This is a genomic window from Marinovum algicola, from assembly GCF_900109145.1.
GTDB lineage: Bacteria > Pseudomonadota > Alphaproteobacteria > Rhodobacterales > Rhodobacteraceae > Marinovum > Marinovum algicola.
Window position 1 is genome coordinate 40,772 of record NZ_FNYY01000020.1, and the last position, 23,122, is coordinate 63,893.

Sequence of the window (23,122 nt, forward strand, 5' to 3'; positions counted from 1 at the left end):
CCGGTTCAGTCGAACGACGGGTCCCCGAATGTCTTTTGGAAGCCTTCGCGATACTGGTCTCGCTGGGCCTGCTGCTCCGCCAAATCAGCATTGACGCAATTCGCTTCCTCTGATGCGCGATCAGAGACTTCGCAGGATTCCAACATCGCGGCCCGCTCGACGGGATTGGCGGTGAAGTAGTCGACCGTGTGGTTCTCGGCCTCTTCCTTGCAGCCCGCGAGAAACGCAGAAGCCGCAAGAGTGATGATCAGGGGAAGGGGCAGGTGCATGGTGTCTCCTCAGAAGTTGTCGTCGCCGTAGATGCTGGTGAAGGCCGCGCTTTCCTTGGCGCGGCGTTGCGCGGCGACTTCGGTCTGGCGCTGCTCTTCCACCTGTCGCTGCGCCTGCTGGAGCATGGCGAGGCCCTGAATACGGTTGGTGTCGTTCTGGAGCATGGCCTGTTCCACCGCGATCCGGGCGTTCAGGGCGTCCACCTCCTTCTGCGTGGAAACGGTGCCGATCTTGCTGCGCAGTTGCTCAAGCCCTGCCAGCCGGTCATCCGACAGCGTCACGATCCGGTCGCCGACAGCGGTGTCGCGGGCCGACTGGTTGCGGATGCGGTCCAGTTCGCTCTGGTAGAAATCGTCCGCGTCGATGTTGGCCCCAACCAGCGCAGAGAAGTCGGCCGCGTCCTGCGCCTTGCCTGCCAGATCGCCGAGGTCATCGAGGTCAATGTCGAAGTCGCTGGCAATCTGCATGGCATCCGGCCCGAGCAGTTCGCGGACATCGGGCGAGTTCAGGGCACTGACGATGGAATCCATGTCGGTCAGGCCGTTGATCGAGGCATAGAGCGCCTTGGCCTGTTCCAGCTCTTCGACCATCTGGGCGATTTCCTTGACGAACTCGGCCTTGGCATTGGCGATGGCGGTGTTGTCGACCACGGGTACGCCTTGCGCATGGGCCGTGGCCGAGAGGGAGAACGCCAGCGCTGCGGCTGGCATGAGAAGCCTTGTCATCGGAGGTCCTTCCTTTTTTGGAACAGGCGGGGGAGCCAGTCTTTCGGGGCAGGGTGATCCAGCATCAGCGCGTGCATGATGGCGTTGGTGGCGGTGCGGCCCGACAGGACGGTCAGCACGTCATCGAGGCCCGACAGATCGAGGTCGCAGACCACCGAGTTCTGCGCCTGTTTGATGAGGAAATGGCCGAGGGGCAGCTCGTCACGCACGATCTGAAACTCCCGATCGGACAGGCTGAACTCGTCGACCAGGTCCTTGCGGCTGGCGCGGTCGGAACCAAAGAAGATCTGGCTGGCGCATTGCTCGATGATCGTGCGGGCAATGGGGCTGTTCACGACGTCGGAGGCCGACTGCGTCCCGGCCACGATGATGCCGTTCTGCTTACGGATGACCTTCAGCTTGTTCTTCACGAAGTCCGAGAAGTAGGGGTCGGACAGCGCCTTCCAGAACTCGTCGATGAAGATCGCGATACGCTGGCCGGTGATCAGTTTTTCGACCCGGTGCATGAGGTACATCATGATCGGGTTGCGGATTTCTGGATCGTCGAGGAAGGCCGTGATGTCGAAGCCCACCAGGTCTGCATCGAAGGCGATGGTGTCCTCGAAATTGTCGAAGACCCAGCCGAGGCGTTCGTCGCTCAGCCAGCGATCCAGACGGTTGCCGATGTCTTCCGCGCCGCCGCCGAACCCCAGTAGCTCGCGCAGGGCGGAGACGGTGCGGCCACTGCGCGGCAGGTTGGACAGGCCCGTGACGGCCATCTCGATCCGCCGGATGTCCTCGGCCGAGAAGGTTGCGCGCTCGCCGCCCAGCATGGATTTGACCAGGTCAACCATGAAGGCCTGGCCGTCGGCATCGAGCTCGATTGCCATGAACGGCGCGCAGCCGGTCGGGCGACCGGACTGGAAATCGAGATAGGAGCCGCCCGAGGCACGGACGAAGATCTCGGCCCCGTAATCCTTGTCGAAGAGGACGCGCTTGGCCCCGAATTTTTCCAGCTGCGACAGCAGGAAGGTCTGCACGACCGTCTTGCCGGAGCCGGAGGGGCCGCAGATGAAGGTGTGGCCGAGATCGCCGACATGGAAATTGAAGTAGAAGGGGCTTCCGGCGCTGGTCTGGAGTTTGCTGACCGCACCGCCCCATTCATTGCCGTGCCGGTGGCCGGTCGGGTAATTGTGCAGCGGTGCCATGGCCGTGTAGTTGCGGCTGGTCACCATCGCGACCCGCGCCCGGTGCGCGTGGTTGCCAGGAAGCTGCGCCCAGAATTGCGGCTCAAGCCCCATGTCTTCGCGGGCGACGACAGCCCCGGATTCCGACAACAGGGTATGCGCATCGGCGGCGCGGGCTTTCAGCTCCTTCGCATCGTCGGTTAGGACCATCAGGGACAGGTTATGCTCGCCCATCACGAACTCGCCCGACATCAGATCGTCGCGGGCGTCGCGCAGCCCGTCCGCCTGGGACACGGCGGGGTCATTCGCGTTGCGCAGCCGCCCTTCCTTGAGCGTCATCTGACGCATGGCCTCGTTCTTCGCGGTGCAGCGAAAGGACTGTGTGAGGACGAAGCGGAAGGGGGCCGTCAGCAGGTTGTCGAACATGTTCGGGTGCGTGCGGGCGTGGTATTCCTTGATGCCGAACATCGCGCCATAGGTGCTGGCGGAGGCATGGCGGATTTCCAGCGCCTCCCGCCCGAAGATCACCCGGTCGGTGTAGATCGCATTGCCAATGGTCCCGTGAACCAGCGGGACCGGCTCATACCGGCCAGAGATCAATTGCTTGAGGACACTGGCAGGCTCGGAGATCAGCAGGTCGCGGTGGTCCCGAGTGATCGAGAGCTTCCGGGGCCGGAAGCGGCTGAGGCTGCGGGTCAGCTGCGTGGTCTTGTCGTCGAGATCGTCCAGAAGATCCTGGTCCACCTCGATCTGGCTGGTGCGGGCGCGACGGACGCCCTTTGCCAGCCGACCACCAGGCAGGCTGCGGGGCTGCACGTAGACCGTCAAATACAGATCGTTGCGGAACAGACGCTTGGCCTCGATGCGGCTGCGATAGCTCTCGTCGATCCAGCGGGCGAGGTCGGTGACAAAGTTGCCGGACGGATAATCGTCATCGGTGGCACGGACCACATGGACATAGGCCATGACGCTGTCGTCGGCGATGTTGCGCAGCGCGTGGCTGAGCTGGTTGTGCAGCGTGTTGATGAGCTGGGTATCCGCCGTGCGGAAGGAGACGCCCTCAAGCTTCAGCATCTGGAAGGCACCCCTGTTGCGCGTGATGATCGTGTGCGCGTCCGAATGGCGGATGAAGGGAAGATAGCGGTCTGCCGTATTCTCCGTCTTGATCTTGCCCGTCAGGCCCATCAGTCGATCTCCTCGATCTTGTAGAGGCGGCGGAGACGCAGGGGGGATGTCGATGATCCCCCCCAAATGCTCCGGTTCCGGCACCGGGCATTTGTGTCCAGCCAACGAAACAGGATTTGGAAGGCGTTCTGATCGCGCTCGACGATCAGGCGAGAGACGCCGAGCAGGGGGATCGCAATGGGCAGATAGAAGATCGAGTCCGCAGCGATCATCGCGAGCCCGCCAATGCCGCAGCACATGGCAAAGGCTTCGACTGGGATGCCGAAGATCATTGCCGGGCGCGTGAGGGCGAGGAACAGTACGTCCTCGTTCATCTTCACCTTGTCCATTGCATTGTTCATTCTGGGCCCTCCCGCCGGTTAGCCGGTGATCATTTTCAGCACCTCGGAGGAGGCGTAGATCAGGACGACGCCGCCAACGGCCCAGGCGGCACGGCGCAGGTCGACGAAGTTGAAGAGCCAGCCCGCGCCGATGAACATGAGGGCGATCAGGGCAATGGGCTGCTTGGCGCTTTCGAACTCGTCGAGGATATTGTTCAGGAAGTCGGTGAAGCCTGCGGCGGCGGCGGGCTGCGCCGCTGCGGTCAGAACCGCAGCCAGGAACATCGGGGCGCCGATGCTCCGGTGGCGGGTCAGAAACTTCTTCATGGTTGCGTCCTTTTATTGAAAAACCAAGGCGTTCGATCCGGTGGCCGCGCCGAACACGTCCCATCGTTTCGCGGCCTTGTCGTCGCTCAGGGAGGGCGACCGCTTTTCTATCGAGGGGGCGGTCACGGACCCCTCTCCCAGCACGCGGGCCACGTAGCCGTTGTGGAAACCACGCGTGAAAGAGCCGGTGTTGTAGGAAGAAAGTGCCTGATGCAGGGCCTGTGTCCGGTCTGCTCCGTCATCGCGCGCCCGGTCATAGCCGTCGCGCAGCACGATTTCCGCAGCCGTCAGATTGCGGCAGGCATCGAACACCGTGGCAGGCGTCAGCCCGAGCCAGGACAGATTGGCGCTGTTGATCTGCCCGAGGCCCATGTCGATGGACTTCCCCTCCGCGATCAGGCGGCTGGCGATCTGCGCGGCCTCATTGGCGGAGCGCGGCGCATAGGACGCACGATCCGGGCCGTTCACGCCGATGGCGAACGGGTTGAAGCCACTCTCGGCGGCGACGAGCTTTTCCATGATGGAGGGGGCGACACCGGGCGCGCAGTTCTCAGCGACGGCCCGGAACGCAGTGGCATTCATGGGCTCAGCCTGCGCGAGGCGCGGTGAGCCGACGGTGAATGCAGAAAGGATCGAGAGGGAGAGGAGGGAACCGCAGAGCGGTCGGAGGATCAGCCTGCGCGCAGCGCCAAGGCGATCACTCGGTGCCTTCGTCTTGTCCAGATTTCGGGGCAGGCACCCAAACGCCTTCGGCGTCAGGGAAGATACGCATGTGGAAGCTGACCAGCGCGTCGGAAGACTTGAAGACGCGGGCTTCGCCAGTCTTTGAGGAAATGACCGGGCTGGCCGCGCCGGTCGACTGAACAGCCCAGAGCTCCCAGTTCCATCCTTTTGGCGTGTGAATCGGGCGGTAGTCGAGCTTGCCACCCTTCTCAAGGAAGTTTTGCACTGCATCAGTCGTAATCACGCGTGGGTTCCACATTGGCTGACACCTGTCGTTGAGTTTTTTTGGACAGGTGCTGCGTATCCTTGAATCACGCCTTTTTTCAACTTTAAAGCCAAAATTTAAAAAAAGCGCCCTACAGCAAAAAAGTGCCGATTTCCTTTATAGAGCGCCTTAGTGCTGATTCGCGTATTTGACAAATAGCGCTTCCTCTGGAAGCTTGGCGCTGTTCTTGTCGTCGCCGGCTATAGAATGATCACCTTGCTGTGACCATCCTGAGAGCGGAACACCGGCGGGGACATGCCGAGTGAAGAACCGAGGGGCCAGAAGTTTTGCTATTCTTTGGACATGCGATGAAGCGCGGTGTCGCGACTGCCCTAACCTGTACAGGCCTGCTCCTGGCCGCACCTCCGGCTGCGCAAGCCTACCAAGTAGACTGCGCTATCTTGATCTGTTTGGCAGGAGGCTGGCCCGACAGCACCGAGTGCAACGAGGCGCGATCCGTTTTCATCAGCAGGATCACGCCTTGGCCGGTGGAGCCTCCATTGCAGATCTGGAATTGCCCTTTGGGCGTGGGCTACCGCCCACCTCAGGAGCCGAACGCTTTGCCGCTCCTGTACGAGGCTTCCAGCACGCGGAAACCTTCTGCTATGCCGCCATTCTCGGCTGTTTTGGAGGGGATGCTCCCTCCGAGGCCAGGGCGGGACGAGATGCTGTCCCTGATCGCGAATTATGCCGATGTCAACGGCGTGGCCGACGTCGATATCAGCGGGGCCGAGTATGACTTCGTCCGCTCCATCCGCGTCTACAACGTCGAGTTTGCCCGACAGCGCGAAAGCGGCGACGATGGTGATTGTCGCCGGAGCGAGAAGGTCCGTGTCGGTACCTATGGGGTGCAGGGCGACTTCAGTTGGTCAAGCAGTTCGGTGACGTCACTGCCGGACGCGTTCGAAGGTCTCGTCGGTTGGGGTGAGCACTGCCCGAGCCTCTACGGGAGGGCCGTATTCATCGATTGGACCGACTATCAGGGAAACTATGGCTTCGAGCAGGTGGATTACTGATCACCGCAGGTGCCGACATCGCCGGTACCGGTAGCGTCCAGGGCACAAGAATGCGGCCACGAAGGCCGTGACGAGAAGGAGCAGTAAGGACTTAAGAAATTAAAACCCCCGCGAAGGCGGCAACCTTCCACGGGGGCTGAGGGACTTAGGGCCGGCAAGCCCGTAATCATCCGCAATCATGATTTAGCCTATCAGCTTCCCAACCTTGCAGGCAAGTCAAAACGCATTTGTGCGATCTGTAGACGTTAACCTGCCGCCGCCTCGCTTCACACGAACGAGGATCGAACAGATGCAAGTATCCCAGACTTTGCCTGCCCGGCGGTGTGAGGCCGTCAAGCCAACACTTCCACGCGGCATGGAGCGCGACGGCTTTGTCGCGCTTGTGGATGCGATTGCTTCCAGCCTTGGCATTGGTGCTGCGGCGATGATGACCTTTCGCACGATGATCGCGTCGACCAGGCCGAGCGCGTTCAAGCGCGGCCCGGACGAGCCGTGCTGTTACCTCAGCCAGAACGAGATCGCGCACAAGCGTGGCGTCACGGCATGCCGCATCCGAGAGCATGAGGCGGCACTCGTCCGCGCAGGGCTCATCGAGAAGCGGACGATGGCCAATGGCGCGCGGTCCGGCTTTTCTGGCTGCGGCGTTTTCTTTGGCGTCGCGATCGCGCGCGTCGAGGAGTTTCTGTGCCTGCGCGACGAAGTCGAGGCTGATCGCAGGGCTCATGCGCGTCTGCGGGGGCAGCGCAGTTCACACAAGCGCCACCTGAAAGGCTTCCTGAGCGAGTTGATCGAGCATCAGGGGCGGACAGCAGAGGTCGCGCGCATCCAGCAGAAGTTCGCAGGGTGGCCGGCAGGCCAGGCGCTTCACCGGATGTCGCTGGAAGAGCTCCAGAAGCATGAGGCTGAAGCCGAAGCGCTGACGATTTCAGCGTCTGACTTGTTGCATGAAACGCATGATCGACCGCTCGAAAACGAGCGCTCTTATTTACAAGATACAACTCAAGATTCTAACGAAGTAACTTGTAACGATCCCGTCGATATGCGGGGCGTGGGCAAGCCCACGCACTCTACAGCTTCTGGTCCGCAGCCTGACGGCCACGTCCACTGCTTAGAAAAGCAGGATGGGGCTGTCAGCGAGGCGCACAAGTCCAAATTCATCCAGAATCTGGGCGGTGGTCGCCTATATGGGCTCTGTTCCGAAGAGATGAGGCTGTGGCTCGACATCGAGCGACAAAAGCGCGGCAGGCTGGATTTCCATTCCTTCGTGATCGCGGCGCAGAAGCGCCTGCCTGAGCTGGGCATCCACCCATCTGCCTGGGAGGAAGCCGTGGGCCTACTGGATGAGGATGCCGCGATGCTTTGCGTGCTGATCACCGATGCGAAAGTTGCCGACCCTGAGGTCACCATCCTTTCCGCGGGAGCCTATCTGCGCGGTATGGTGCGGGCGCAGCGGACTGGCTCTCTGAACATCATGGGAAGCCTGATCGGGCTGAACGAGCGAAGCAGGAGGCGCTATTGAAACCGCTCATCTTAGCGGCGGCCATTGTGGCGGCCCTCGTAGAACATGGGGCGGTTCAAGAGCTATGTATCGAGCCTATCAGGCCGGAGGCTGCACAGCTTCTTGATGCTGGGTTTACCGGTGCAGAGGTTCGGGTGGAGTTTCGACGTTTCTTCAGTCAGGTCGAGGAGTACCTGAATTGCCTTAACAAAACGTCAGCACGGATCAGGGATGATGCGCGAGCCGCGGCCTACGATTATCAGCGTGTGCTGGAGACGACGGAGCCGGGCAAAGCCGATCAAGGCGATGATGGGTTTCGTCCGCCAAGTGTCGCCATGAAGGATACCGGCGAACTCTTCTTGAATTATCGACCAAACGCTGGCGGCACCGGACATGCCAGTGCCGCCAGGAAATCGTCCGCAGGGAGGTGATAGAGGAAGATTTCTATCGTGAAATTTTTGCGCCAGGTCAAAATCTGATAGTGAAGTTTATGTTAATTTACCCTCCAGATCCCTTCTTCCTGAGCCACTCGCGATTCAGAAAGAAGTTTCTGTAAATGAGCCACAACATTCCTTTCGGCGGCCATTGCAATATGCGGGTCAGATTTCTTGTAGACTGAAGCGGCGATATTCTGGACTGTATCGGAAGTATTTAGGAGATGCTTGAGGATCTGGGTCTCGCGGCGCATCCGGTTGGCAAGTAACCGTTCGATGTAAGGGCGCGGATCCTGGAGTACGGGCCCGTGACCCGGCAGGCAGATCCTATCGTCGCGATCAATAAGCCGTTGAAGCTGGTCGCAGTAATCACGCATGTTGCCGTCAGGGGGGCTGACGATCGAACTGTTCCAACTCATCACGTGGTCGCCCGTGAATAACACTCCATCCAGCCTCGCAAAGCAGAGGTGATCGCTCGCGTGACCGGGTGTGTGAAGGACAGTAAGACCGGCAATCCTTTGCCCGTCTTCCAAAAACCCGTCGGGTTGAAATGCATCGTCTGGAAAGGCACGCGAAACATAAACGGGCAGACCTGTCCGTTCGCGCAATCCCGGCACGGCACCGAAATGATCGGAATGGTGGTGTGACACTAGAATTCCGGCCGGGTTGCCTCCCAGATTCTCGACAATTGCTTCGAAATGTGCACTGTCTTCTGCTGGACCCGGATCGAGAATGAACCGACCGTCAGGTGTATCAATGATGTAGCTGTTCGTCCCGTGATAGGTCATCTTCCCGGGATTGCTCGCAACGATCCTCAGGATTCCCTCGGCCACCTGTTCTGCACGCGCGCGACACGGTTCCGGCTCTGTGTGAAACATGCTGCGTTTTGTCATTGAATACGACCACTTTCTGACAGTGAAAAGTCTGGGACTTGCAAAGCCGCCTTTTGCTTTGCATAGCTTTGGAAGCCTCGGGCTGGCGTCCAGCGCCGGTCAGAACCGGCGCTGGAACAAGGCAACAAAGCCCAGCAGTCAAGCGTGACCCCGATTATGGAAACCTGTATACAGCACTACAGCAATTGCTGCCTTCGTCAGGTCTCCAAGCAGGAACGGGTAAAGCCCGGCGTTCAGCAATTTTTCGCCATAGCCGACAAAGCCACCCAACCAGAATAGCCCTGCGCAATACATAAGTATCGAACCGGAGAGGACCGCTACAGATGCTCTGATTGAAGGCGGAAGCCCTGCCAGCTTTTGAACCATCCATCCTGCAGCCGCCGCCGCGAGCGCAAACCCAATCAAGAATCCGCCAGTGGGACCCGCAAAATAGGCCAGACCCGCCGGTGCGGGAGGCGTGCCAGCGAAAACCGGCAGGCCAAACAGACCTTCCAGAAGGTACGCAGCGACAACTAGACTACTGCGCACCGGCCCCAGGAAAAGGCCGAGACCCAAGACCACCAGGGTTTGTGTTGACATCGGTACCGGGTAGAACGGCACCGCGATTTTGGCGGATAGTGTCAGAAGTATTGTGCCGATGAGTATTATTGAGATCTCTCGGGTCAGTCTTGCGACCGGTTGGCGTTGAGTGGCTTCCAAATTCATCTGTTTCGTCCTTGTTTCTGTAGATCGTTGATTTGCTGGATAGGGAAGCTCACATGCGCTTGGCGACTTCTTCCAGCATGACCTCGCTCGCACCGCCGCCGATGGCCTGAACACGGGCGTCGCGCGACATGCGTTCAACCGGGGTTTCGCGCATATAGCCCATGCCGCCGTGAAACTGGACGCAGTCGTAGAGCACGCTGTTTACCAGTTCGCCGCAATAGGCCTTGACCATCGAGACCTCTTGCACGCAATCGTGGCCCGCCGCGTCCAGACCTGCGGCATGATAGACCAGCTGCCGTCCCGCCGCGATCCTCGTCTGGCAGTCTGCCAGCCGCTGGCGCACCACCTGCTTGTCCCATAGGACACCGCACGAGGCGCCCTGGGATCGTCGGACTCCCGGAGCTTCGCGACGATCCACTCCGGTTTTGTTTTTTCTGGGCCATTCCGCTATCCTCAAATTGGCTCGAAATCCTATTTTAGGGAGGATCGTTGTGTCAGGCGGTCGCCGCTAGGCCGTCCGACTGTGCGTCCCGTTTCGGTGGCCGTATCCGGAACAGAAGCGCATAGAGCACCGGAACCGCGACGAGCGTCAGGACCGAAGCAAAGGCGAGGCCGCCCATGATCGTCACCGCCATCGAGGCAAAAAACGCATCGGGCAGAAGCGGAATCATGCCAAAGATCGTCGTGCCGGCGGCGAGCACCACAGGGCGAAGACGGCTGACTGAGCCGTCGATCACCGCCTTGTAATCGGGCACACCCTGTGCACGTAGAAAGTCGAACTCTTCGATGAGAACGATTGCGTTCTTCATCAACATTCCCGAAAGCGACAGGAAGCCGAGCAGGGCCGTAAATGTGAAGGGCAGACCGGTGAACAGCAACCCCAGGACCATGCCCGTCACGGACATTGGCACCACGAGCCACAGGATCAGCGGTTGGCGGACTTTGTTGAACATCAAAATCGAAATCGTCAACATGACCAGAAAGCCTAGGGGAAGCTGCTTGCCAAGCGACTCCTGAGCCATCTGCGCACTTTCGAATTCGCCGCCCCATTCCATTGCAGAACCGTCGGGAAGCGGGATGGATTCGATCTCGGTGCGGACGCTTCGGAATGCCTCATCCGCGGTGAGATCGCTGCGGGCACCGCCGAGGGCGGTGATCGTCCGCTCCCGGTCGCGCCGGTGAAGGAGTGCCTCGACAAGACGGGGATCGAACCTTTCGACGAGGTTGGCCATGGGGACATAGGCCCCTGCCCCGTCGGACCATACCGACAGGTCACGAAGGCGGTCGACCCCGTCGCGTTCGTTCTCGGGAAGCCGGAGTTGGATCGGGATCAACACGTCGTCCTCGCGCAGGTCGCCAACGCGCAGTCCGGACGTTCCATAGCGGATGGTATCCGAAATCGCTCCGCGCGTCGCGCCGGCCAGCCGCATTCGTGCCTCGTCGACGACGGGTTCGACAAGGATTTCACGCTGCCGCCAATTGGTGCGCGGATTGGTGATGGTTCCTGCCTCCTCGTATATCCTGATCGCATCATCCGCGAGCTGGCGCAGGACGACCGGATCGGGGCCCGAGAAACGAACTGCAACATCGGCACCGGCCGGCGGTCCGAACACGATTTCTTCGACACGGATCAGAGCGTGGGGGAATTCGGCTGGCAAATCCCGGTTGAGCCTGCTCGCGATCGCCGGGATCGTTGCGGCGTCCGCAACCCGGACGATGAGCTGGCCATAGCTGGCATCCGCCTGTTCCGGATTGTATGTCAGCATGAAGCGGCTTGCCCCCCGCCCTACGAGGGCCGTTACCCCGGTCACAGCATCCTCATCCAGAAGTATCCGCTCAAGCCGCAGCATCTCTTCGTCGGTCGTGTTGATATCGGTTCCCTGCGGCATCTGGAACTCGACGTAGAAAATAGGCGTGTTCGAGGCGGGGAAGAAGGCCTGCTTGACCTGGGCGAAAGCCATGACCGACCAGACGGTGATCCCGATGATCGTCAGAACGACCGGGATGCGGACGCGCAGCGCCATCCACAAAATCCCGCGATATGTCGCGTAGAACACGCCCTTGTAGGGATTATCCGAAATGTTTTTGGGGGCCTTGAGCAGCAGCTTGCCGAGATACGGCGTCACCGTGACTGCCAGGACCCAGCTTGTTAGCAGCGAGATGGCGATCACCGCGAAAAGCGAAAACAGAAACTCGCCCGTGGCGTCAGGCGACAGCCCGATACCGGAAAACGCCATGATCCCGATAACGGTCGCCCCCAGCAAGGGGATTGACGTGGCGCTTTCGGTCTCGGCAGCAGCGTCTTCCGCGCTTTTTCCTCGCGCCATGCCGATCACCATCCCTTCTGTGATGACGATGGCGTTGTCGACCAGCATCCCCATCGCGATGATCAGGGCGCCCAGGCTGATCCGCTCCATCTGTATCCCGAACACTGACATGAAGAACAGTGTGGAGAAAACGGTGAGCCCGAGGGTCGAGCCCACCACGAGGCCTGCGCGCCAACCCATGGTCAGCATCAGCGCACCGACCACGATCGCGACCGACTGTCCGAGGCTGACGAGAAAGCTTGAAACGGATTCGTCCACCACGACATGCTGCTCGTAGATCGGTATGATCTCGACACCTTCAGAAAGCCCCAACTTGAGCCGTTGAAGCCGTGCTGAAACCGCCTGACCGACTTCGACCACGTTTTGGTCCGTCAACGCGGAAACGCCAAAGGTAAATGCCGCCGTGCCGTTCTGCCGGATGATCTGGCTAGGCTGTTCGGCCGCCTCGCGGGTCACGCTGGCGATGTCGCTGACAGCGATCTGGCCGACATTTCCGGCCGTGCCCAGCCGCAGCTCCTCTATCCCTTCGGGGCTAATATAGCCCGGCGGAACCGATAGGCCGATCCGGGCAGGGCCCTCGGTGATCTCGCCGTTGGTGAACACCTGGTTTTCGTCTGCGAGAATGCCCAGGATCTGGGTCGGCGGAAGGCCCAGCATCTCGAGGCGTGCAGACGGGATCGAGATGGTGATTACCTCTTCGGAGAGGCCCTGAACCTCGACCTTGGCGACGCCATCGACAGTGACCAGTCCGAGCCGGAGCGTCGTGGCCAAATCCCTCTGCTCCGATGGGCTCAGACCTTCGGTCGTTACCGCATAGAACATGCCATAGACGTCGCCGAAATCGTCATTGATGATGGGCGGTCGCGCTCCTGCGGGAAGGTCCCCCTCCACGTCGCTGATGCGGCGGCGCATTTCGTCCCAAACCTGCGGGATCTCGTCCGGGCCATAGGTCATCTCGATCTCGACGGTGATCTGCGCCATGCCCGGCATCGACTTCGATTCCACCCGGTCGAGCTGCTTCATTTGCTGCAGCGCATTTTCGACGACGTCGGCGACCTCCTCTTCAACCTCCAGAGCCGTGGCGCCGGGATACGGCACGAAGATGAGCGCCGTTTTGAGCGTGAAGCTCGGGTCTTCAAGTCGACCGACCGTGTTCAGCCCCCAATAGCCGCCGAGGAGACAAAAGATGATGGTGAGCCAGACCGCCACAGGACGCTCGATGCTCGCTCGTGAGATGCTGAGTGCCATGGTTCTATTCTTGTCCTGTCAAAAAGAACGGGATCAGAGCCCCGAAACTGTCACGGTCTGATTGTCCCTGAGCCGCCACCAGCCGCCGGAAACAACCAATTCGTTGCCCTTCAGGCCATCCAGAACGACAATCTCATTGTTGATCGGAAGACCCAAACGGACCGCCCTGCGCGCGACCTGGCCGGACGTTTCTTCGTAGATCCAGATGGACGGTTCGGTTCGGCTCGTCGTATCCACCGCCGAAACCGGAACGATCACGGATTGCGGGCGATCTGCTTCTGCGGCAATGGAGATGCGCACATCCGCAGTCATCCCGGGCAGAAGACGCGGGTCGATATCACCCGTGATCGCAAATTCCACGTCGTAGGTCTGCGCCGTCCGGTCGGCATCGGTCGCAAACGAGCGAAGCACCAGAGGCGCGGTGTAACCCGGAACAGCCGGAAAAGTTGCAACGATCTCGAAGGCATCGGGTGCCGACCGCGCAATGGCCGCAAGTTCCTCTGGCAGGGAGATCACGAGCCGCATCTCGCTGACATCCTGTAGACGCGCGACAGGCGCGGCCGACGTGACGTTGACATATTCTTCAACGAAGGTGCGCGCCACAATCGCGTCGAATGGCGCGACGATTTTCGTTTGGGACAGGCGCCGCTCTGCCTCGCGGAGCGCGACTTCTGCCTGGACGAACTGCGCGCGGGCCGTGTTGAGGCGCGCGTCGGACGCCACGCCACGATCGGCGAGGTCCGAGGCGCGCGCGAGTTCGGAATTCGCCAGGTCGTAGGACGCCTGAGCCCGGTCGACGGCGAGTTCGAAATCGATTTGGTCGAGCTCCGCGATCACCTCGCCCTCGCGAATCGTGTCGCCGGGCTCAACCTCAAGGCGAATGATCTGCCCGGGTATCTGAAACGCAAGGTCCACCGTTCGAGCAGGTTCGACGCGGCCTGCAACGCTGCGAGACTGACTTACGACGCGATTGAGCGCACGGGTCACTTCGACCGTGACTGGTCGCTCCACGTTCGCTGCAGGCCTTGTATCGACTTCTGCCTCCAGGGTGTCCGTCGCGGTCTGGGCCAGCACATCGGTCAGGAACGGCGAAACAAACGGGACGGCAACGGCCGACACGGCCGCTACCGCAATAACAAAAACGATCCGCTTCAAACTTCGTGTCTCTCTATTCGAGTTCATTAATCATGGCCCTCAATTGCTCGATGACGCGTCCCCTGAGATCCGCGCCACCGTCGGGAAGGCCCAGAAGTTTCTGGAACCGAAGTCCCTGGATCGCTAGGACGACAACCATAGCACCCGGAGTGTCTTGTGTGTCGGACAGGATACGCTCAAGGTCGCCGGTCAGTTCAGCCCGTAGCGGATCGAGCAGCCGCGGATCTGACGCGGCAGCCGCGAGAATCGCCATCGAGAGGTCGTCATCGACGGCTCTGGCTTGCACGATTGCTTCCAGGTGCCCACGCAGGGTGCGGGATCTGCGATCTTCCGGGACTGATGCCAGGCGTTCGTGATGTTCTGCGAGCATCTCATCAAGCAGCCCGGCAAGAAGCGCTCTCTTGGTCGGAAAATTGTATAAGACCCCGCCTTTACTGAGATCGGCCTCACGCGCGACGGCGTCGATCGTAATCTTTCCCGCGCCCTCTCTGTGCGCAATTGCCCGCGCAGCGCCGAGGATCCTTGGTGACGCATTCTTTGCCTGCATTTTGGATTGTATGGTCATTATTCACTGTCCATTCGGCAATTTTATTGAGAGATTTGGAGCACTGCCCCGTTGTCGGAAAGCAAGGTCAGTTCAGAGCTCTACTCTATGTCCGCTCCCGTAGAGTCGCAGGAATGCAGTGACTGCATCGGCCGCATGCTTGTCCCGCTCGACTGTTCTTTGCACGGCCAGCAGGCGTGGCATCAACAGTCCAGAAACGCAAAGATGTATGAAGTGATCCGCAACACGCGGGGGGTTGTCTATCTCAAGCGCGCCTTCCCGGGAAAGGCGTTCCAGAACTTTACTGATGAGTTCGCGTGCCCGTTTCGGTCCGGCACGAAAATACACCTCCCCGACCTCGGGAAGCATCTCGGTGGCACCGATACACGTCCGCAGAAGGCGGATGTAGGTTTCGTCCAGAACGAGATCGATCATGCGCAGGGCAAGTTTTTCCAACTGGGCGCGCGGCTCGGGACCTGCGGACAAGGGTCGGAGGATCTCTTCCGCAAGCCGACCGCATTCGGATTCCACGACGCTCAGAAACAGCTGCTCCTTGGTCGGGAAATACGAATACATTGTTGCCTTCGACACTTTCCCTTCGGCGGCAATGGCATCGACGGTGGCGCCTTCATAACCGCACCGGAAGAAGACCTCCCGCGCGCCGAACAAAACCTCGGCCATTTTTCTCTCGCGCATCTCGCTCTTCCTGTCCTGTGCAGCATTGCGGGATTTCAAACTTGACTGTACCGTCTAGTCGGTACAGTAAATTGATTTTTATGTGGCGGCAAGCCGCAAACCTGGGCGGATCGTTCGGAGTGAGTGCCGCCTGTCAGGCATACCCAACGCGGCTTTCAATTCGTCATGAGCTTCGGGCCGTGCTCCGTTCGCGGTGCTTTCTGGCGCGGGATTATTCCGCGAACAGGACGGACGTCATCATTCCGCCGAGCGTGCCGTCCCGTCGAAAGCACCCTCCGCCTCCCAGCGGCGTGCAATGGATCCAAGGGTGTCCAGCACACCGCGCAGCTCCGCGCCGCGTTCAGTCAGCCCGTATGTGACAGCGGGCGGGATGGTCATGGCCTGCTCGCGCCAGACCACGCCGGCATGTTCCAGCATTCTCAGCCTCTCAGTCAGGACCCGGGTGGAAATTCCAGGCACCAGCCGTTTGGTCGCGCCGAAACGCTGTGGACCCTGTTCGGACAGAACCCAAAGGATATAAATCGTCCAAGGTCCCGTGATGACACGCAGCAGCGCCTCCATCGGGCAGGAAGCTGGTTGGACGCTTTTCATTGTGGATAGCCCTCGCAGCCCACGAAAGTAAGTTACTTTTAAGTGCCTACTTTAACTGATGAAGCAAGGCACCTAATGATACTATATGGAAAACGGCAGCCTAACAACCCGCCGAAAACCGGGAGAGCGGCAGTGAGTGACAACGTGGCAAAATATGTCTACTGGATCGCGACCGGCCTTGTGGCATTGGTCTATCTGGGTGCGGCGGCCTTCTACATCTCATCCCACGACATGGTCGCGGGCATGTATCGCGAGGTGTTGGGCTATCCCACATACATCATCTGGCCACTCGCAATTTTGAAGATCGTCGGTGCCGTTGTGATCCTCTGGCGCCCTTCGGCGGTGCTGGCAGATTGGGCCTATGCGGCAATGTTCTGGCATCTGGTGCTCGCCTTCGGGGCCCATGTGGGCGCAGGCGATCCGGGTTGGTCGCCGGCTCTGGCGACCTGGGTACTCCTGATCGTCTCGTGGCTGACCGCCAATCGCGTGCGTGCGGTCAAGTCGGCCTATGCACCGGCAGTTCCGGCAGCGCCAATCTGATCTGCTGCGGAGTTGCCACGGGGGTGCCCATAGCCTCGGACTTGGGTTTAAAAGGACGACAACATGACTGAAAAGCAGCCGACATTGTTTGTTCCCCATGGGGGTGGCCCCTGTTTCTTCATGGACTGGAACCCGCCTGACGCCTGGGATCGGCACCGCAAATTCCTTGAGGACTTGCCTGCGAGCCTGCCGGCAAGGCCCAAGGCGCTCCTCGTGATCTCGGGCCATTGGGAAGAGCGGGTCTTTACCTTGCAGACCAACCCCGCCCCGCCTCTGCTGTTCGACTATCAGGGATTTCCGCAGCATACCTATCAGCTAACCTGGCCCGCGCCGGGCGAGCCCGCGCTGGCGACCCGCGTACGCGCACTTTTAGAAGACGCGGGATTCCAAACCGGGGCCGATGCTGCGCGTGGCTTCGATCACGGGGTATTCGTTCCACTAAAGGTGGCTTTTCCTGAGGCCGACATCCCCACCGTCCAATTGAGCCTGCGCGACGATCTCGACCCCGAGGCGCATCTTGCCGTCGGTCGCGCGTTGGCGCCCTTGCGCGACGAAGGGGTGCTGATCATCGGATCCGGCAATACCTATCATAACATGGGCAAGATGATGCGGGCGATGAGGGGCGGACCGGACGGCCCGGTGAACGGCGGAGACTTTGACCGATGGCTCACGAGTGCGGTGACCCATGAAGACCCCGCAGTGCGCCATGCCATGCTGGCCGAGTGGGATCAGGCGCCCGGCGCACGCGATGCCAATCCGCGCGAGGAACATCTGATCCCGTTGCACGTCGTGGCCGGGGCTGCGCTTGCGGATCGGGGGGAGAAGACCCTCGAGGATCACGTGTTGGGCGCGGTCGAAAGCGCGTTCAGATTTGGATAGGACCAACCATGAGCTTCGAACTTCCCCCGCGGCAGGGCCCGCGCCCCGACACCACCGATTGCGCCCCGCATGAGCAGGTGTCGCAGAACTCCTCGGCAGAGATCCACGCATTTTTCAAGGAGAAGGCCTTCGCCCTGCCCTTCGTCGAGCGCTGCCGGTCGGGCATCTCGGTGCCCGGCGCCGAAGCACTGGTCTTGCCGGTGGCGCATGCCTGCGGCCCGCGTGAAGCCTTCATGATCGGACGCGAATTTGCCCATGTGCATCCCTCCTATGACGGTTCGTCGCACATGATGCTGCCGCTGGCGGCGGTCGATGAACTCATCGCCAAGGGATGGGGCGAACCGCACCCGATGGCGTCGGCCGGACACATCCCGGCAAATGCCGTCATGGCCTTTGCGCCGCGCGATGGGTCAGAGGTCGACGTCATGATCAAAATCCTGACAACGAGCTGGGACTTCGCCCGCGGCAAGCTGGCCAACCCCGCGCAGGTTCACATCCACGGCTGACTCTCTCTCAAAGAACAGGAATACGCCCATGGCAAGCTTTCAGAACGGACCATTTATCGTCACAGGCGCCTCCGGCCAGCTTGGACGCCAGGTAATCGATCAACTGATCGAGGCGGGCGCCGGTCCGATCATCGCGGTCACGCGCAACGCCGACAAACTCGCCGAGTTCAGGGACAAGGGGGTGGATGTTCGCCAAGGCGATTTCAACGCGCCCGAAACACTGGGTCCGGCCATCGCGGGCGGCAAGCGGATCCTGATCATCTCCACCGACGATCTGGAGCCGGGCAAACGGCTCGCGGCTCATTCCAATGCGATCACCGCCGCACGCGAGGCGGGTATCGACCACATCGTCTATACCTCGCTTGCCAGCCCGGTACCCGAAAGCCCCATCACTTTCAGCAAGGATCATCAGAACACCGAGAAGCTGATCGAGCAAAGCGGCGCCAGCTACACGATCCTTCGCAACAACCTTTACACGGATCTGTTGCTTATGAGCGGACCGCAGGCGATCGACATGGGGCAGCTCTTTGCCGCGGCAGGGGACGGACGGGCGAGTTACGTCACGCGCGCCGACTGCGCCCGCGCCGCCGCTGCCGCGCTGATGAATGCGACCGACCGCGAGGTCCTGGACATCACCGGGCCCGAATCCACCGGCCAGGCCGATATCGCGGCGCTTTTGTCGGACATCGCCGGCAAGGACATCCCCTACGTTCCGATGCCGGCCGAAGACATGGTGCAGGCGATGATCGCAAATGGCCTGCCCGAGTTCATGGCGCGTGTTTTCGTCTCTTTCGACCAGGCAATCGCCGAAGGCTACCTTGATGTGGCCAGCGACGATCTCAAGACGCTCACCGGCAAGTCCGGACAGTCGGTTACCGATTTCCTGACCGAAAACCGGGCGGTGCTTCTTCGGGCGCCGCAGTAACTATAGAGGCGGACAAAATCATGAAACTCTACAACGCGAATTTCTCGCCCAATGCGCTGCGTGTGCGGGCGGTGGCACACGAACTGGGCGTGGACCTCGAAATCGTCCAGGTCGACATCCGGGCCGGGGACAACCGCGCGGCGGAATTTCTCGCTCGCAATCCCAATGCAAAGGTGCCCGTTTTGGAGGACGGGAATTTCGTGCTTTGGGAATCCCGGGCAATTTGTGCCTATCTGGCGGGGCTTCGGCCCGAGGCGGGCCTCTATCCTGAGGGCCGCAAGGCGCGGTCCCTCGTCGATCAATGGACCTGGTGGCAAGCGATCCACCTTGGCCCGGCGATGCAGAAATTGTCCTTTGAGCTGTTTCTCAAAGAGAAATTCGGCATGGGCGATCCCGATCCGACTGTGGTCGAAGCGGAACGAAAAGCCACAGATCAGTTCCTTGCCGTTCTGGAAACCGGACTCGACGGCAAGGACTGGATCGCAGGCGCACTCAGCCTTGCCGACTTCTATCTTGCGACCACCTTCATGTATCGCGATCAAGCGGGGATTTTACTGGACCAGTACCCAGGAGTTGCGAGTTGGATCGACCGGCTAGAAGCGCGTGACAGCTGGCAAGAGGCTGTGGCACCCCTAAGGGCGCTTTTCCGCTGACGTCGTGATCCAGGGGGTAACATACCCCTGACGAGTGCCGAGGTTGACGATACGGTCGGCCGTTGTCATCGCTTTGATCTGATCGTGGGTCAGAAAGTCAACTGACCCAGCCTCCCGATCAGGTCATCCAGTTCGCGGATCATCCGCTCACCTGACAGTGAGCGATCCACCACAGTGGCCGCCAAGGCTTCGCGCGTGCAGTCATCCACGATGCACAACACACGGAACCTTTGGCCATTAGCAAAGGCATCGGACACGAAGTCCAACGACCAACGCTGATTGGCGCGATCCGGCACTAGGATGGGCCTGCGCGTACCCAGTGCGCGTTTGCGTGATCACCTGCGGCGCACGGCCAGCCCTTCCTCGCGATAGAGACGGAAAAGCTTCTAATGGTTCACTTCAAAACCCTCTCTGGCCAAAAGGATGCCCTAACTACGATATCCGAACCGGCGACGTTTATTCGCCAGTTCCCGCAGCCATTGGCGCAGGGCGTGGTCGCTCCGATCCTGATTCCGATATGACTGGGAGTTCCATAAGTCCTTGATCCAGGCCTGTGGGTCACAAAATCTGTTGTCGCTTCATGCAGTTCTTTACGAAAAATATCTGCGGTACCAGATGTTGGTTCTTACATACCGTGGGCAAGAAGCCGTGGAAGAACATCGAAAAAGGCCTAGTCCACATGCTTGCGGCCTTCTGACGTTCTGCGAACTTGGCTGGCATGACCCCGGGTCCGACGCGGATAGCGGACTTAACTCTTGCTGCGGATCTTAGGCGCGCCGCTTTCGCCCGAGAAGTATTCGTCCCAGGTGCGCCCGAGTCATGCGCACTCTTGGCCAAGAGCCAACTTAACATATGCTTGCTTATACGTTTTTGAGCCGTGTAGCCGCAAAGCTAAAATGTCACCCATGAGCAATTCAGGAATGTCACTCTCCCTTCCGAGACTGAGGGAGATTGGGCATGGGATGGGTGGTTATGAGCGAGCGCGAGTTGAAGCGCGTGGAGGTTTTGGCGCAGGTCGATGATGGACGGCTGAGCGTCGACAATGCTGCGAACATGCTGGCACTGACGCGTCGGCAGATTTTCCGGCTGCTGAAGCTTTATCGTCAGGATGGCGCGTCGGCGATCCGGCACAAGGCGCGCGGCAAGCCCCCGAACAATCGCATCCACAAAGCCAAACGGGATTACGCGCTGTCGCTGATCAAAGACAACTATCCCGACTTTGGGCCGACCCTGGCGGCGGAGATGCTGGCCGAGCATCATGGGTTCAAGGTGTCGCGCGAGACGGTTCGCAAGTGGATGCAGGAAGACGGTCTTTGGCTCTCGCGCAAACAGCGTCGGACATTTCATCAGCCCAGATTGCGCAGAGAATGCTTTGGCGAGCTCATACAGATTGACGGCTCGGAGCACCGCTGGTTCGAGGATCGGGGCGATCCCTGCACCCTGCTCGTCTTCATCGACGATGCCACCAGCACGCTCATGGAACTGCGCTTCGTCAAGTCAGAGAGCACCTTCAGCTATTTCGAAGCATTGGAGCGCTATCTGACGACGCACGGCCGCCCAGTTGCTTTCTACAGCGACAAGCACACGGTCTTTCGCGTTGTCATGGTCACGTAATTCTTGAGACTCTTTCGTAATGGCTATCCATTTTCGATATTTGGTAAGGTTATTCGTGGGATATCCACATGGGATTGGCATGCGCTTTCGAGGAACTTCGCCGCGCAATTGAGCAAGTCGGACCGTTCTGCGTTTTCCCCAAGCTGATCAATCGCTCTCCGCGCCGCCTGAAGATAACCCGGTTTTGGTGTACGGGCAGCACTCGCGCAGTTCGTCCGCGATTGGTTCTTGAGGCCCCCTGCCTCTCGAGACCTCTGACTTGGTAAGCTTTCAGCAAGTCGCGCAAGGCGATCCACAACTTTCCGTTTGTGCGGGAAGGCAATCCGAAGCTTGGTCTCGCCAACCCTGTCGCTTTTCATCGTCAACGCGGCTGCGAGCAAAGGTCGGGTCATTCCGAGATTGATGGCGGCGAGGGCTTTGAAGCGATCTATTCGGTTCTGGGAAACGAGCGCACCGTGACGGAGTTCTGGCGCAAGCATGTCCCCCGTCAGCACCTGTGGGACATCTGATTTGATTTCGGATTGGAGGGTTTCTGGCTCATCGTAACCGCCAAGGAGTGGAGATGAGACAGAAACCCGGAACACGGAAAGACCCCGCCGAAAAGGTCGTGAAGGACATTCGGCGGCGGACCAGGAAGCATCACTCGGCCGAGGAGAAGATCAGGATCGTTCTCGAGGGGCTGCGAGGCGAAGACAGTATTGCGGAACTCTGCCGACGAGAAGGGATCGCCACGAGCCTGTATTACAGCTGGTCAAAGGAGTTTCTCGAGGCCGGGAAGAAGCGGCTCGCAGGGGATACAGCACGGCAGGCTACGAACCCCGAAGTCAAGGAATTGCGGCATGAGGCGACGGCGCTCAAAGAAGTCGTCGCGGACCTCACGCTGGAGAACCGCCTGCTCAAAAAAAGCATGCTCGGGGATGGGGAGTTCGAGGAATGAGATACCCAGCCTCCGAGAAGCTCGAGATCATTCGGCAAGTGGAGCAATCGCACCTTTCGGCGAAGCAGACCCTGGATCTCCTCGGCATCCCCAGGACGACCTTCTACCGTTGGTATGATCGGTATCTGTCCCTGGGCGAAGCCGGGCTTGAGGACCGGCCCTCACGCCCGTCCCGGGTCTGGAACCGGATCCCGGATAAGGTTAGCGACGAGATTGTCGAGCTGGCCCTCGACGAACCGGAATTGTCGTCGCGGGAGCTGGCGGTGCGCTTCACCGACACCCAGCGCTACTTCGTGTCTGAAGCCAGTGTTTACAGGCTCTTGAAGGCGCAGGACCTGATCACGAGCCCGGCGTTTGTCGTCATCAAGGCAGCTGACGAGTTCCACGAGAAGACGGTGCGCCCCAACCAGCTTTGGCAGACTGACTTCACCTACTTCAAGGTTGTCGGCTGGGGTTGGTTCTACCTCTCAACGATCCTCGACGATTACAGCCGCTACGTCATCGCCTGGCGGCTCTGCTCCACGATGAAGACGTCGGACGTAACAGCGACACTGGAGGATGCCCTGGTCGCCTCGGGCTGCGACAGTGCAACCGTCGCACACCGGCCGCGGCTGCTCAGCGATAATGGCAGCAGCTACATCTCTGGGGAGCTGGCTGACTGGATGGCTCGCCAGAATATGGATCATGTCCGCGGCGCTCCGCGCCACCCGCAGACCCAAGGGAAAATCGAGCGCTGGCACCAAACCCTCAAGAACAGGGTCCTGCTCGAGAACTACTACCTGCCCGGGGCACTTGAGGAGGCGGTCGCGAGCTTCATCGAACACTACAACCATCACCGCTACCACGAGAGCATCGGCAATCTCACACCCGCCGATGTCTATCTCGGCAGGGCAGAGACCATCCTGCAACGACGAAAGGACATCAAACGAAAGACCATCGAGCACAGACGCTTGCTGCACCGACAGAACGCGGCATAGACT

The 23,122-nt window shown here is 60.1% G+C and carries 25 protein-coding genes and 2 pseudogenes; 11 read left to right on the plus strand and 16 right to left on the minus strand.

The window, feature by feature from the left end; translation table 11 throughout:
* Positions 1 to 5 precede the first annotated feature (5 nt).
* The 7 genes from BMW90_RS20660 to BMW90_RS26465 all read right to left on the minus strand — a co-directional run bounded on the left by BMW90_RS20660 (position 6) and on the right by BMW90_RS26465 (position 4,975).
* The gene (locus BMW90_RS20660; RefSeq protein ID WP_074838743.1) at positions 6 to 269 is read right to left on the minus strand and encodes an EexN family lipoprotein; all 264 of its coding nucleotides are present in this window, start codon (positions 267 to 269) and stop codon (positions 6 to 8) included.
* A gap of 9 nt (positions 270 to 278) precedes the next feature.
* Positions 279 to 995 carry a type IV secretion system protein gene (locus tag BMW90_RS20665; RefSeq protein ID WP_074838746.1) on the minus strand — a complete coding sequence of 239 codons (717 nt, stop codon included), beginning with the start codon at positions 993 to 995 and terminating at the stop codon, positions 279 to 281.
* Positions 992 to 3,346, minus strand: coding sequence for a VirB4 family type IV secretion/conjugal transfer ATPase (locus BMW90_RS20670; protein ID WP_074838748.1), 2,355 nt, complete (start codon positions 3,344 to 3,346; stop codon positions 992 to 994). Before BMW90_RS20670 ends, BMW90_RS20665 begins: the two co-directional genes overlap by 4 nt.
* Positions 3,346 to 3,687: a VirB3 family type IV secretion system protein gene (locus tag BMW90_RS20675; RefSeq protein WP_244526565.1), complete on the minus strand. Its 342-nt coding sequence runs from the start codon at positions 3,685 to 3,687 to the stop codon at positions 3,346 to 3,348. Before BMW90_RS20675 ends, BMW90_RS20670 begins: the two co-directional genes overlap by 1 nt.
* Positions 3,688 to 3,705: 18 nt before the next feature.
* Positions 3,706 to 3,993, minus strand: coding sequence for a TrbC/VirB2 family protein (locus tag BMW90_RS20680; protein WP_074838752.1), 288 nt, complete (start codon positions 3,991 to 3,993; stop codon positions 3,706 to 3,708).
* Between the two features lie 12 nt (positions 3,994 to 4,005).
* Complete coding sequence (locus tag BMW90_RS20685) at positions 4,006 to 4,575, minus strand: lytic transglycosylase domain-containing protein (protein ID WP_074838755.1); 570 nt, start codon at positions 4,573 to 4,575, stop codon at positions 4,006 to 4,008.
* 115 nt (positions 4,576 to 4,690) lie between these two features.
* Positions 4,691 to 4,975 carry a hypothetical protein gene (locus BMW90_RS26465; RefSeq protein ID WP_139211495.1) on the minus strand — a complete coding sequence of 95 codons (285 nt, stop codon included), beginning with the start codon at positions 4,973 to 4,975 and terminating at the stop codon, positions 4,691 to 4,693.
* Between the two features lie 671 nt (positions 4,976 to 5,646).
* Between BMW90_RS26465 and BMW90_RS27065 the strand changes: the two genes are divergently transcribed.
* From BMW90_RS27065 to BMW90_RS20700, 3 genes are all read left to right on the plus strand, one after another.
* A complete protein-coding gene (locus BMW90_RS27065) occupies positions 5,647 to 5,997 on the plus strand; it encodes a hypothetical protein (protein WP_244526566.1) in 351 nt (116 codons plus the stop codon).
* Between the two features lie 289 nt (positions 5,998 to 6,286).
* Positions 6,287 to 7,516 carry a replication initiation protein RepC gene (gene repC / locus BMW90_RS20695; protein ID WP_074838760.1) on the plus strand — a complete coding sequence of 410 codons (1,230 nt, stop codon included), beginning with the start codon at positions 6,287 to 6,289 and terminating at the stop codon, positions 7,514 to 7,516.
* Positions 7,513 to 7,926: a hypothetical protein gene (locus tag BMW90_RS20700; RefSeq protein WP_074838763.1), complete on the plus strand. Its 414-nt coding sequence runs from the start codon at positions 7,513 to 7,515 to the stop codon at positions 7,924 to 7,926. Before repC ends, BMW90_RS20700 begins: the two co-directional genes overlap by 4 nt.
* A gap of 62 nt (positions 7,927 to 7,988) precedes the next feature.
* On the opposite strand, the gene BMW90_RS20705 is transcribed toward BMW90_RS20700, so the two are convergent.
* The 8 genes from BMW90_RS20705 to BMW90_RS20740 all read right to left on the minus strand — a co-directional run bounded on the left by BMW90_RS20705 (position 7,989) and on the right by BMW90_RS20740 (position 16,088).
* Positions 7,989 to 8,822 (minus strand): MBL fold metallo-hydrolase, encoded by an 834-nt coding sequence (locus BMW90_RS20705; protein WP_240672155.1) that lies wholly within the window; start codon positions 8,820 to 8,822, stop codon positions 7,989 to 7,991.
* A gap of 138 nt (positions 8,823 to 8,960) precedes the next feature.
* Positions 8,961 to 9,527, minus strand: a complete 567-nt coding sequence (locus BMW90_RS20710; RefSeq protein WP_074838768.1) for a biotin transporter BioY — start codon at positions 9,525 to 9,527, stop codon at positions 8,961 to 8,963.
* Between the two features lie 49 nt (positions 9,528 to 9,576).
* Positions 9,577 to 9,945 (minus strand): acyl-CoA dehydrogenase family protein, encoded by a 369-nt coding sequence (locus BMW90_RS20715; protein ID WP_074838771.1) that lies wholly within the window; start codon positions 9,943 to 9,945, stop codon positions 9,577 to 9,579.
* A 76-nt stretch (positions 9,946 to 10,021) separates the two neighbouring features.
* A complete protein-coding gene (locus BMW90_RS20720) occupies positions 10,022 to 13,102 on the minus strand; it encodes an efflux RND transporter permease subunit (RefSeq protein ID WP_074838774.1) in 3,081 nt (1,026 codons plus the stop codon).
* 33 nt (positions 13,103 to 13,135) lie between these two features.
* Positions 13,136 to 14,257, minus strand: coding sequence for an efflux RND transporter periplasmic adaptor subunit (locus BMW90_RS20725; RefSeq protein WP_244526568.1), 1,122 nt, complete (start codon positions 14,255 to 14,257; stop codon positions 13,136 to 13,138).
* Positions 14,258 to 14,270: 13 nt separating this feature from the next.
* Entirely contained in the window at positions 14,271 to 14,822 is a 552-nt protein-coding gene (locus tag BMW90_RS20730; protein ID WP_224769550.1) for a TetR/AcrR family transcriptional regulator, read from the minus strand.
* Between the two features lie 72 nt (positions 14,823 to 14,894).
* Positions 14,895 to 15,497, minus strand: coding sequence for a TetR/AcrR family transcriptional regulator (locus tag BMW90_RS20735; protein ID WP_036540318.1), 603 nt, complete (start codon positions 15,495 to 15,497; stop codon positions 14,895 to 14,897).
* Positions 15,498 to 15,734: 237 nt separating this feature from the next.
* Entirely contained in the window at positions 15,735 to 16,088 is a 354-nt protein-coding gene (locus BMW90_RS20740; RefSeq protein WP_224556225.1) for a winged helix-turn-helix transcriptional regulator, read from the minus strand.
* Positions 16,089 to 16,220: 132 nt separating this feature from the next.
* Here BMW90_RS20740 and BMW90_RS20745 point away from each other — a divergent pair, with 132 nt between their 5' ends.
* The 5 genes from BMW90_RS20745 to BMW90_RS20765 all read left to right on the plus strand — a co-directional run bounded on the left by BMW90_RS20745 (position 16,221) and on the right by BMW90_RS20765 (position 19,591).
* Positions 16,221 to 16,628, plus strand: a complete 408-nt coding sequence (locus tag BMW90_RS20745; RefSeq protein ID WP_157802081.1) for a DoxX family protein — start codon at positions 16,221 to 16,223, stop codon at positions 16,626 to 16,628.
* Positions 16,629 to 16,691: 63 nt separating this feature from the next.
* On the plus strand, positions 16,692 to 17,507 hold the full coding sequence (locus tag BMW90_RS20750) for a DODA-type extradiol aromatic ring-opening family dioxygenase (protein WP_037931959.1): 816 nt from the start codon (positions 16,692 to 16,694) through the stop codon (positions 17,505 to 17,507).
* 8 nt (positions 17,508 to 17,515) lie between these two features.
* On the plus strand, positions 17,516 to 18,013 hold the full coding sequence (locus BMW90_RS20755; RefSeq protein ID WP_037931962.1) for a luciferase domain-containing protein: 498 nt from the start codon (positions 17,516 to 17,518) through the stop codon (positions 18,011 to 18,013).
* A 28-nt stretch (positions 18,014 to 18,041) separates the two neighbouring features.
* Positions 18,042 to 18,938: an SDR family oxidoreductase gene (locus BMW90_RS20760; protein ID WP_037931965.1), complete on the plus strand. Its 897-nt coding sequence runs from the start codon at positions 18,042 to 18,044 to the stop codon at positions 18,936 to 18,938.
* A gap of 20 nt (positions 18,939 to 18,958) precedes the next feature.
* Positions 18,959 to 19,591 carry a glutathione S-transferase family protein gene (locus tag BMW90_RS20765; protein WP_027238702.1) on the plus strand — a complete coding sequence of 211 codons (633 nt, stop codon included), beginning with the start codon at positions 18,959 to 18,961 and terminating at the stop codon, positions 19,589 to 19,591.
* A 101-nt stretch (positions 19,592 to 19,692) separates the two neighbouring features.
* Here BMW90_RS20765 and BMW90_RS26470 read toward each other — a convergent pair.
* Positions 19,693 to 20,106, minus strand: a pseudogene (locus BMW90_RS26470) (IS3 family transposase); the annotation flags it as partial.
* Positions 20,107 to 20,161: 55 nt separating this feature from the next.
* Between BMW90_RS26470 and BMW90_RS27295 the strand changes: the two are divergent.
* The 3 genes and pseudogenes from BMW90_RS27295 to BMW90_RS20790 all read left to right on the plus strand — a co-directional run bounded on the left by BMW90_RS27295 (position 20,162) and on the right by BMW90_RS20790 (position 23,119).
* Positions 20,162 to 20,362, plus strand: coding sequence for a hypothetical protein (locus BMW90_RS27295; protein WP_379575174.1), 201 nt, complete (start codon positions 20,162 to 20,164; stop codon positions 20,360 to 20,362).
* 186 nt (positions 20,363 to 20,548) lie between these two features.
* Positions 20,549 to 21,190, plus strand: a pseudogene (locus tag BMW90_RS20775) (ISNCY family transposase); the annotation flags it as partial.
* 577 nt (positions 21,191 to 21,767) lie between these two features.
* A protein-coding gene (locus BMW90_RS20790; RefSeq protein ID WP_139211496.1) for an IS3 family transposase occupies positions 21,768 to 23,119 on the plus strand; the annotation gives its coding sequence in 2 pieces (ribosomal slippage) (positions 21,768 to 22,104 and positions 22,104 to 23,119; 1,353 coding nt in all).
* Positions 23,120 to 23,122: the final 3 nt, after the last annotated feature.

Excerpts from the sequence above, each read along its gene's own strand:
- BMW90_RS20660 (WP_074838743.1), bottom strand. The coding sequence starts at position 269 with ATGCACCTGCCCCTTCCCCTGATCATCACTCTTGCGGCTTCTGCGTTT.
- BMW90_RS20665 (WP_074838746.1), bottom strand. The coding sequence starts at position 995 with ATGACAAGGCTTCTCATGCCAGCCGCAGCGCTGGCGTTCTCCCTCTCG.
- BMW90_RS20670 (WP_074838748.1), bottom strand. The coding sequence starts at position 3,346 with ATGGGCCTGACGGGCAAGATCAAGACGGAGAATACGGCAGACCGCTAT.
- BMW90_RS20675 (WP_244526565.1), bottom strand. The coding sequence starts at position 3,687 with ATGAACAATGCAATGGACAAGGTGAAGATGAACGAGGACGTACTGTTC.
- BMW90_RS20680 (WP_074838752.1), bottom strand. The coding sequence starts at position 3,993 with ATGAAGAAGTTTCTGACCCGCCACCGGAGCATCGGCGCCCCGATGTTC.
- BMW90_RS20685 (WP_074838755.1), bottom strand. The coding sequence starts at position 4,575 with ATGAATGCCACTGCGTTCCGGGCCGTCGCTGAGAACTGCGCGCCCGGT.
- BMW90_RS26465 (WP_139211495.1), bottom strand. The coding sequence starts at position 4,975 with ATGTGGAACCCACGCGTGATTACGACTGATGCAGTGCAAAACTTCCTT.
- BMW90_RS27065 (WP_244526566.1), top strand. The coding sequence starts at position 5,647 with ATGCTGTCCCTGATCGCGAATTATGCCGATGTCAACGGCGTGGCCGAC.
- repC (WP_074838760.1), top strand. The coding sequence starts at position 6,287 with ATGCAAGTATCCCAGACTTTGCCTGCCCGGCGGTGTGAGGCCGTCAAG.
- BMW90_RS20705 (WP_240672155.1), bottom strand. The coding sequence starts at position 8,822 with ATGACAAAACGCAGCATGTTTCACACAGAGCCGGAACCGTGTCGCGCG.
- BMW90_RS20710 (WP_074838768.1), bottom strand. The coding sequence starts at position 9,527 with ATGAATTTGGAAGCCACTCAACGCCAACCGGTCGCAAGACTGACCCGA.
- BMW90_RS20720 (WP_074838774.1), bottom strand. The coding sequence starts at position 13,102 with ATGGCACTCAGCATCTCACGAGCGAGCATCGAGCGTCCTGTGGCGGTC.
- BMW90_RS20730 (WP_224769550.1), bottom strand. The coding sequence starts at position 14,822 with ATGACCATACAATCCAAAATGCAGGCAAAGAATGCGTCACCAAGGATC.
- BMW90_RS20735 (WP_036540318.1), bottom strand. The coding sequence starts at position 15,497 with ATGCGCGAGAGAAAAATGGCCGAGGTTTTGTTCGGCGCGCGGGAGGTC.
- BMW90_RS20740 (WP_224556225.1), bottom strand. The coding sequence starts at position 16,088 with ATGAAAAGCGTCCAACCAGCTTCCTGCCCGATGGAGGCGCTGCTGCGT.
- BMW90_RS20750 (WP_037931959.1), top strand. The coding sequence starts at position 16,692 with ATGACTGAAAAGCAGCCGACATTGTTTGTTCCCCATGGGGGTGGCCCC.
- BMW90_RS20755 (WP_037931962.1), top strand. The coding sequence starts at position 17,516 with ATGAGCTTCGAACTTCCCCCGCGGCAGGGCCCGCGCCCCGACACCACC.
- BMW90_RS20760 (WP_037931965.1), top strand. The coding sequence starts at position 18,042 with ATGGCAAGCTTTCAGAACGGACCATTTATCGTCACAGGCGCCTCCGGC.
- BMW90_RS20765 (WP_027238702.1), top strand. The coding sequence starts at position 18,959 with ATGAAACTCTACAACGCGAATTTCTCGCCCAATGCGCTGCGTGTGCGG.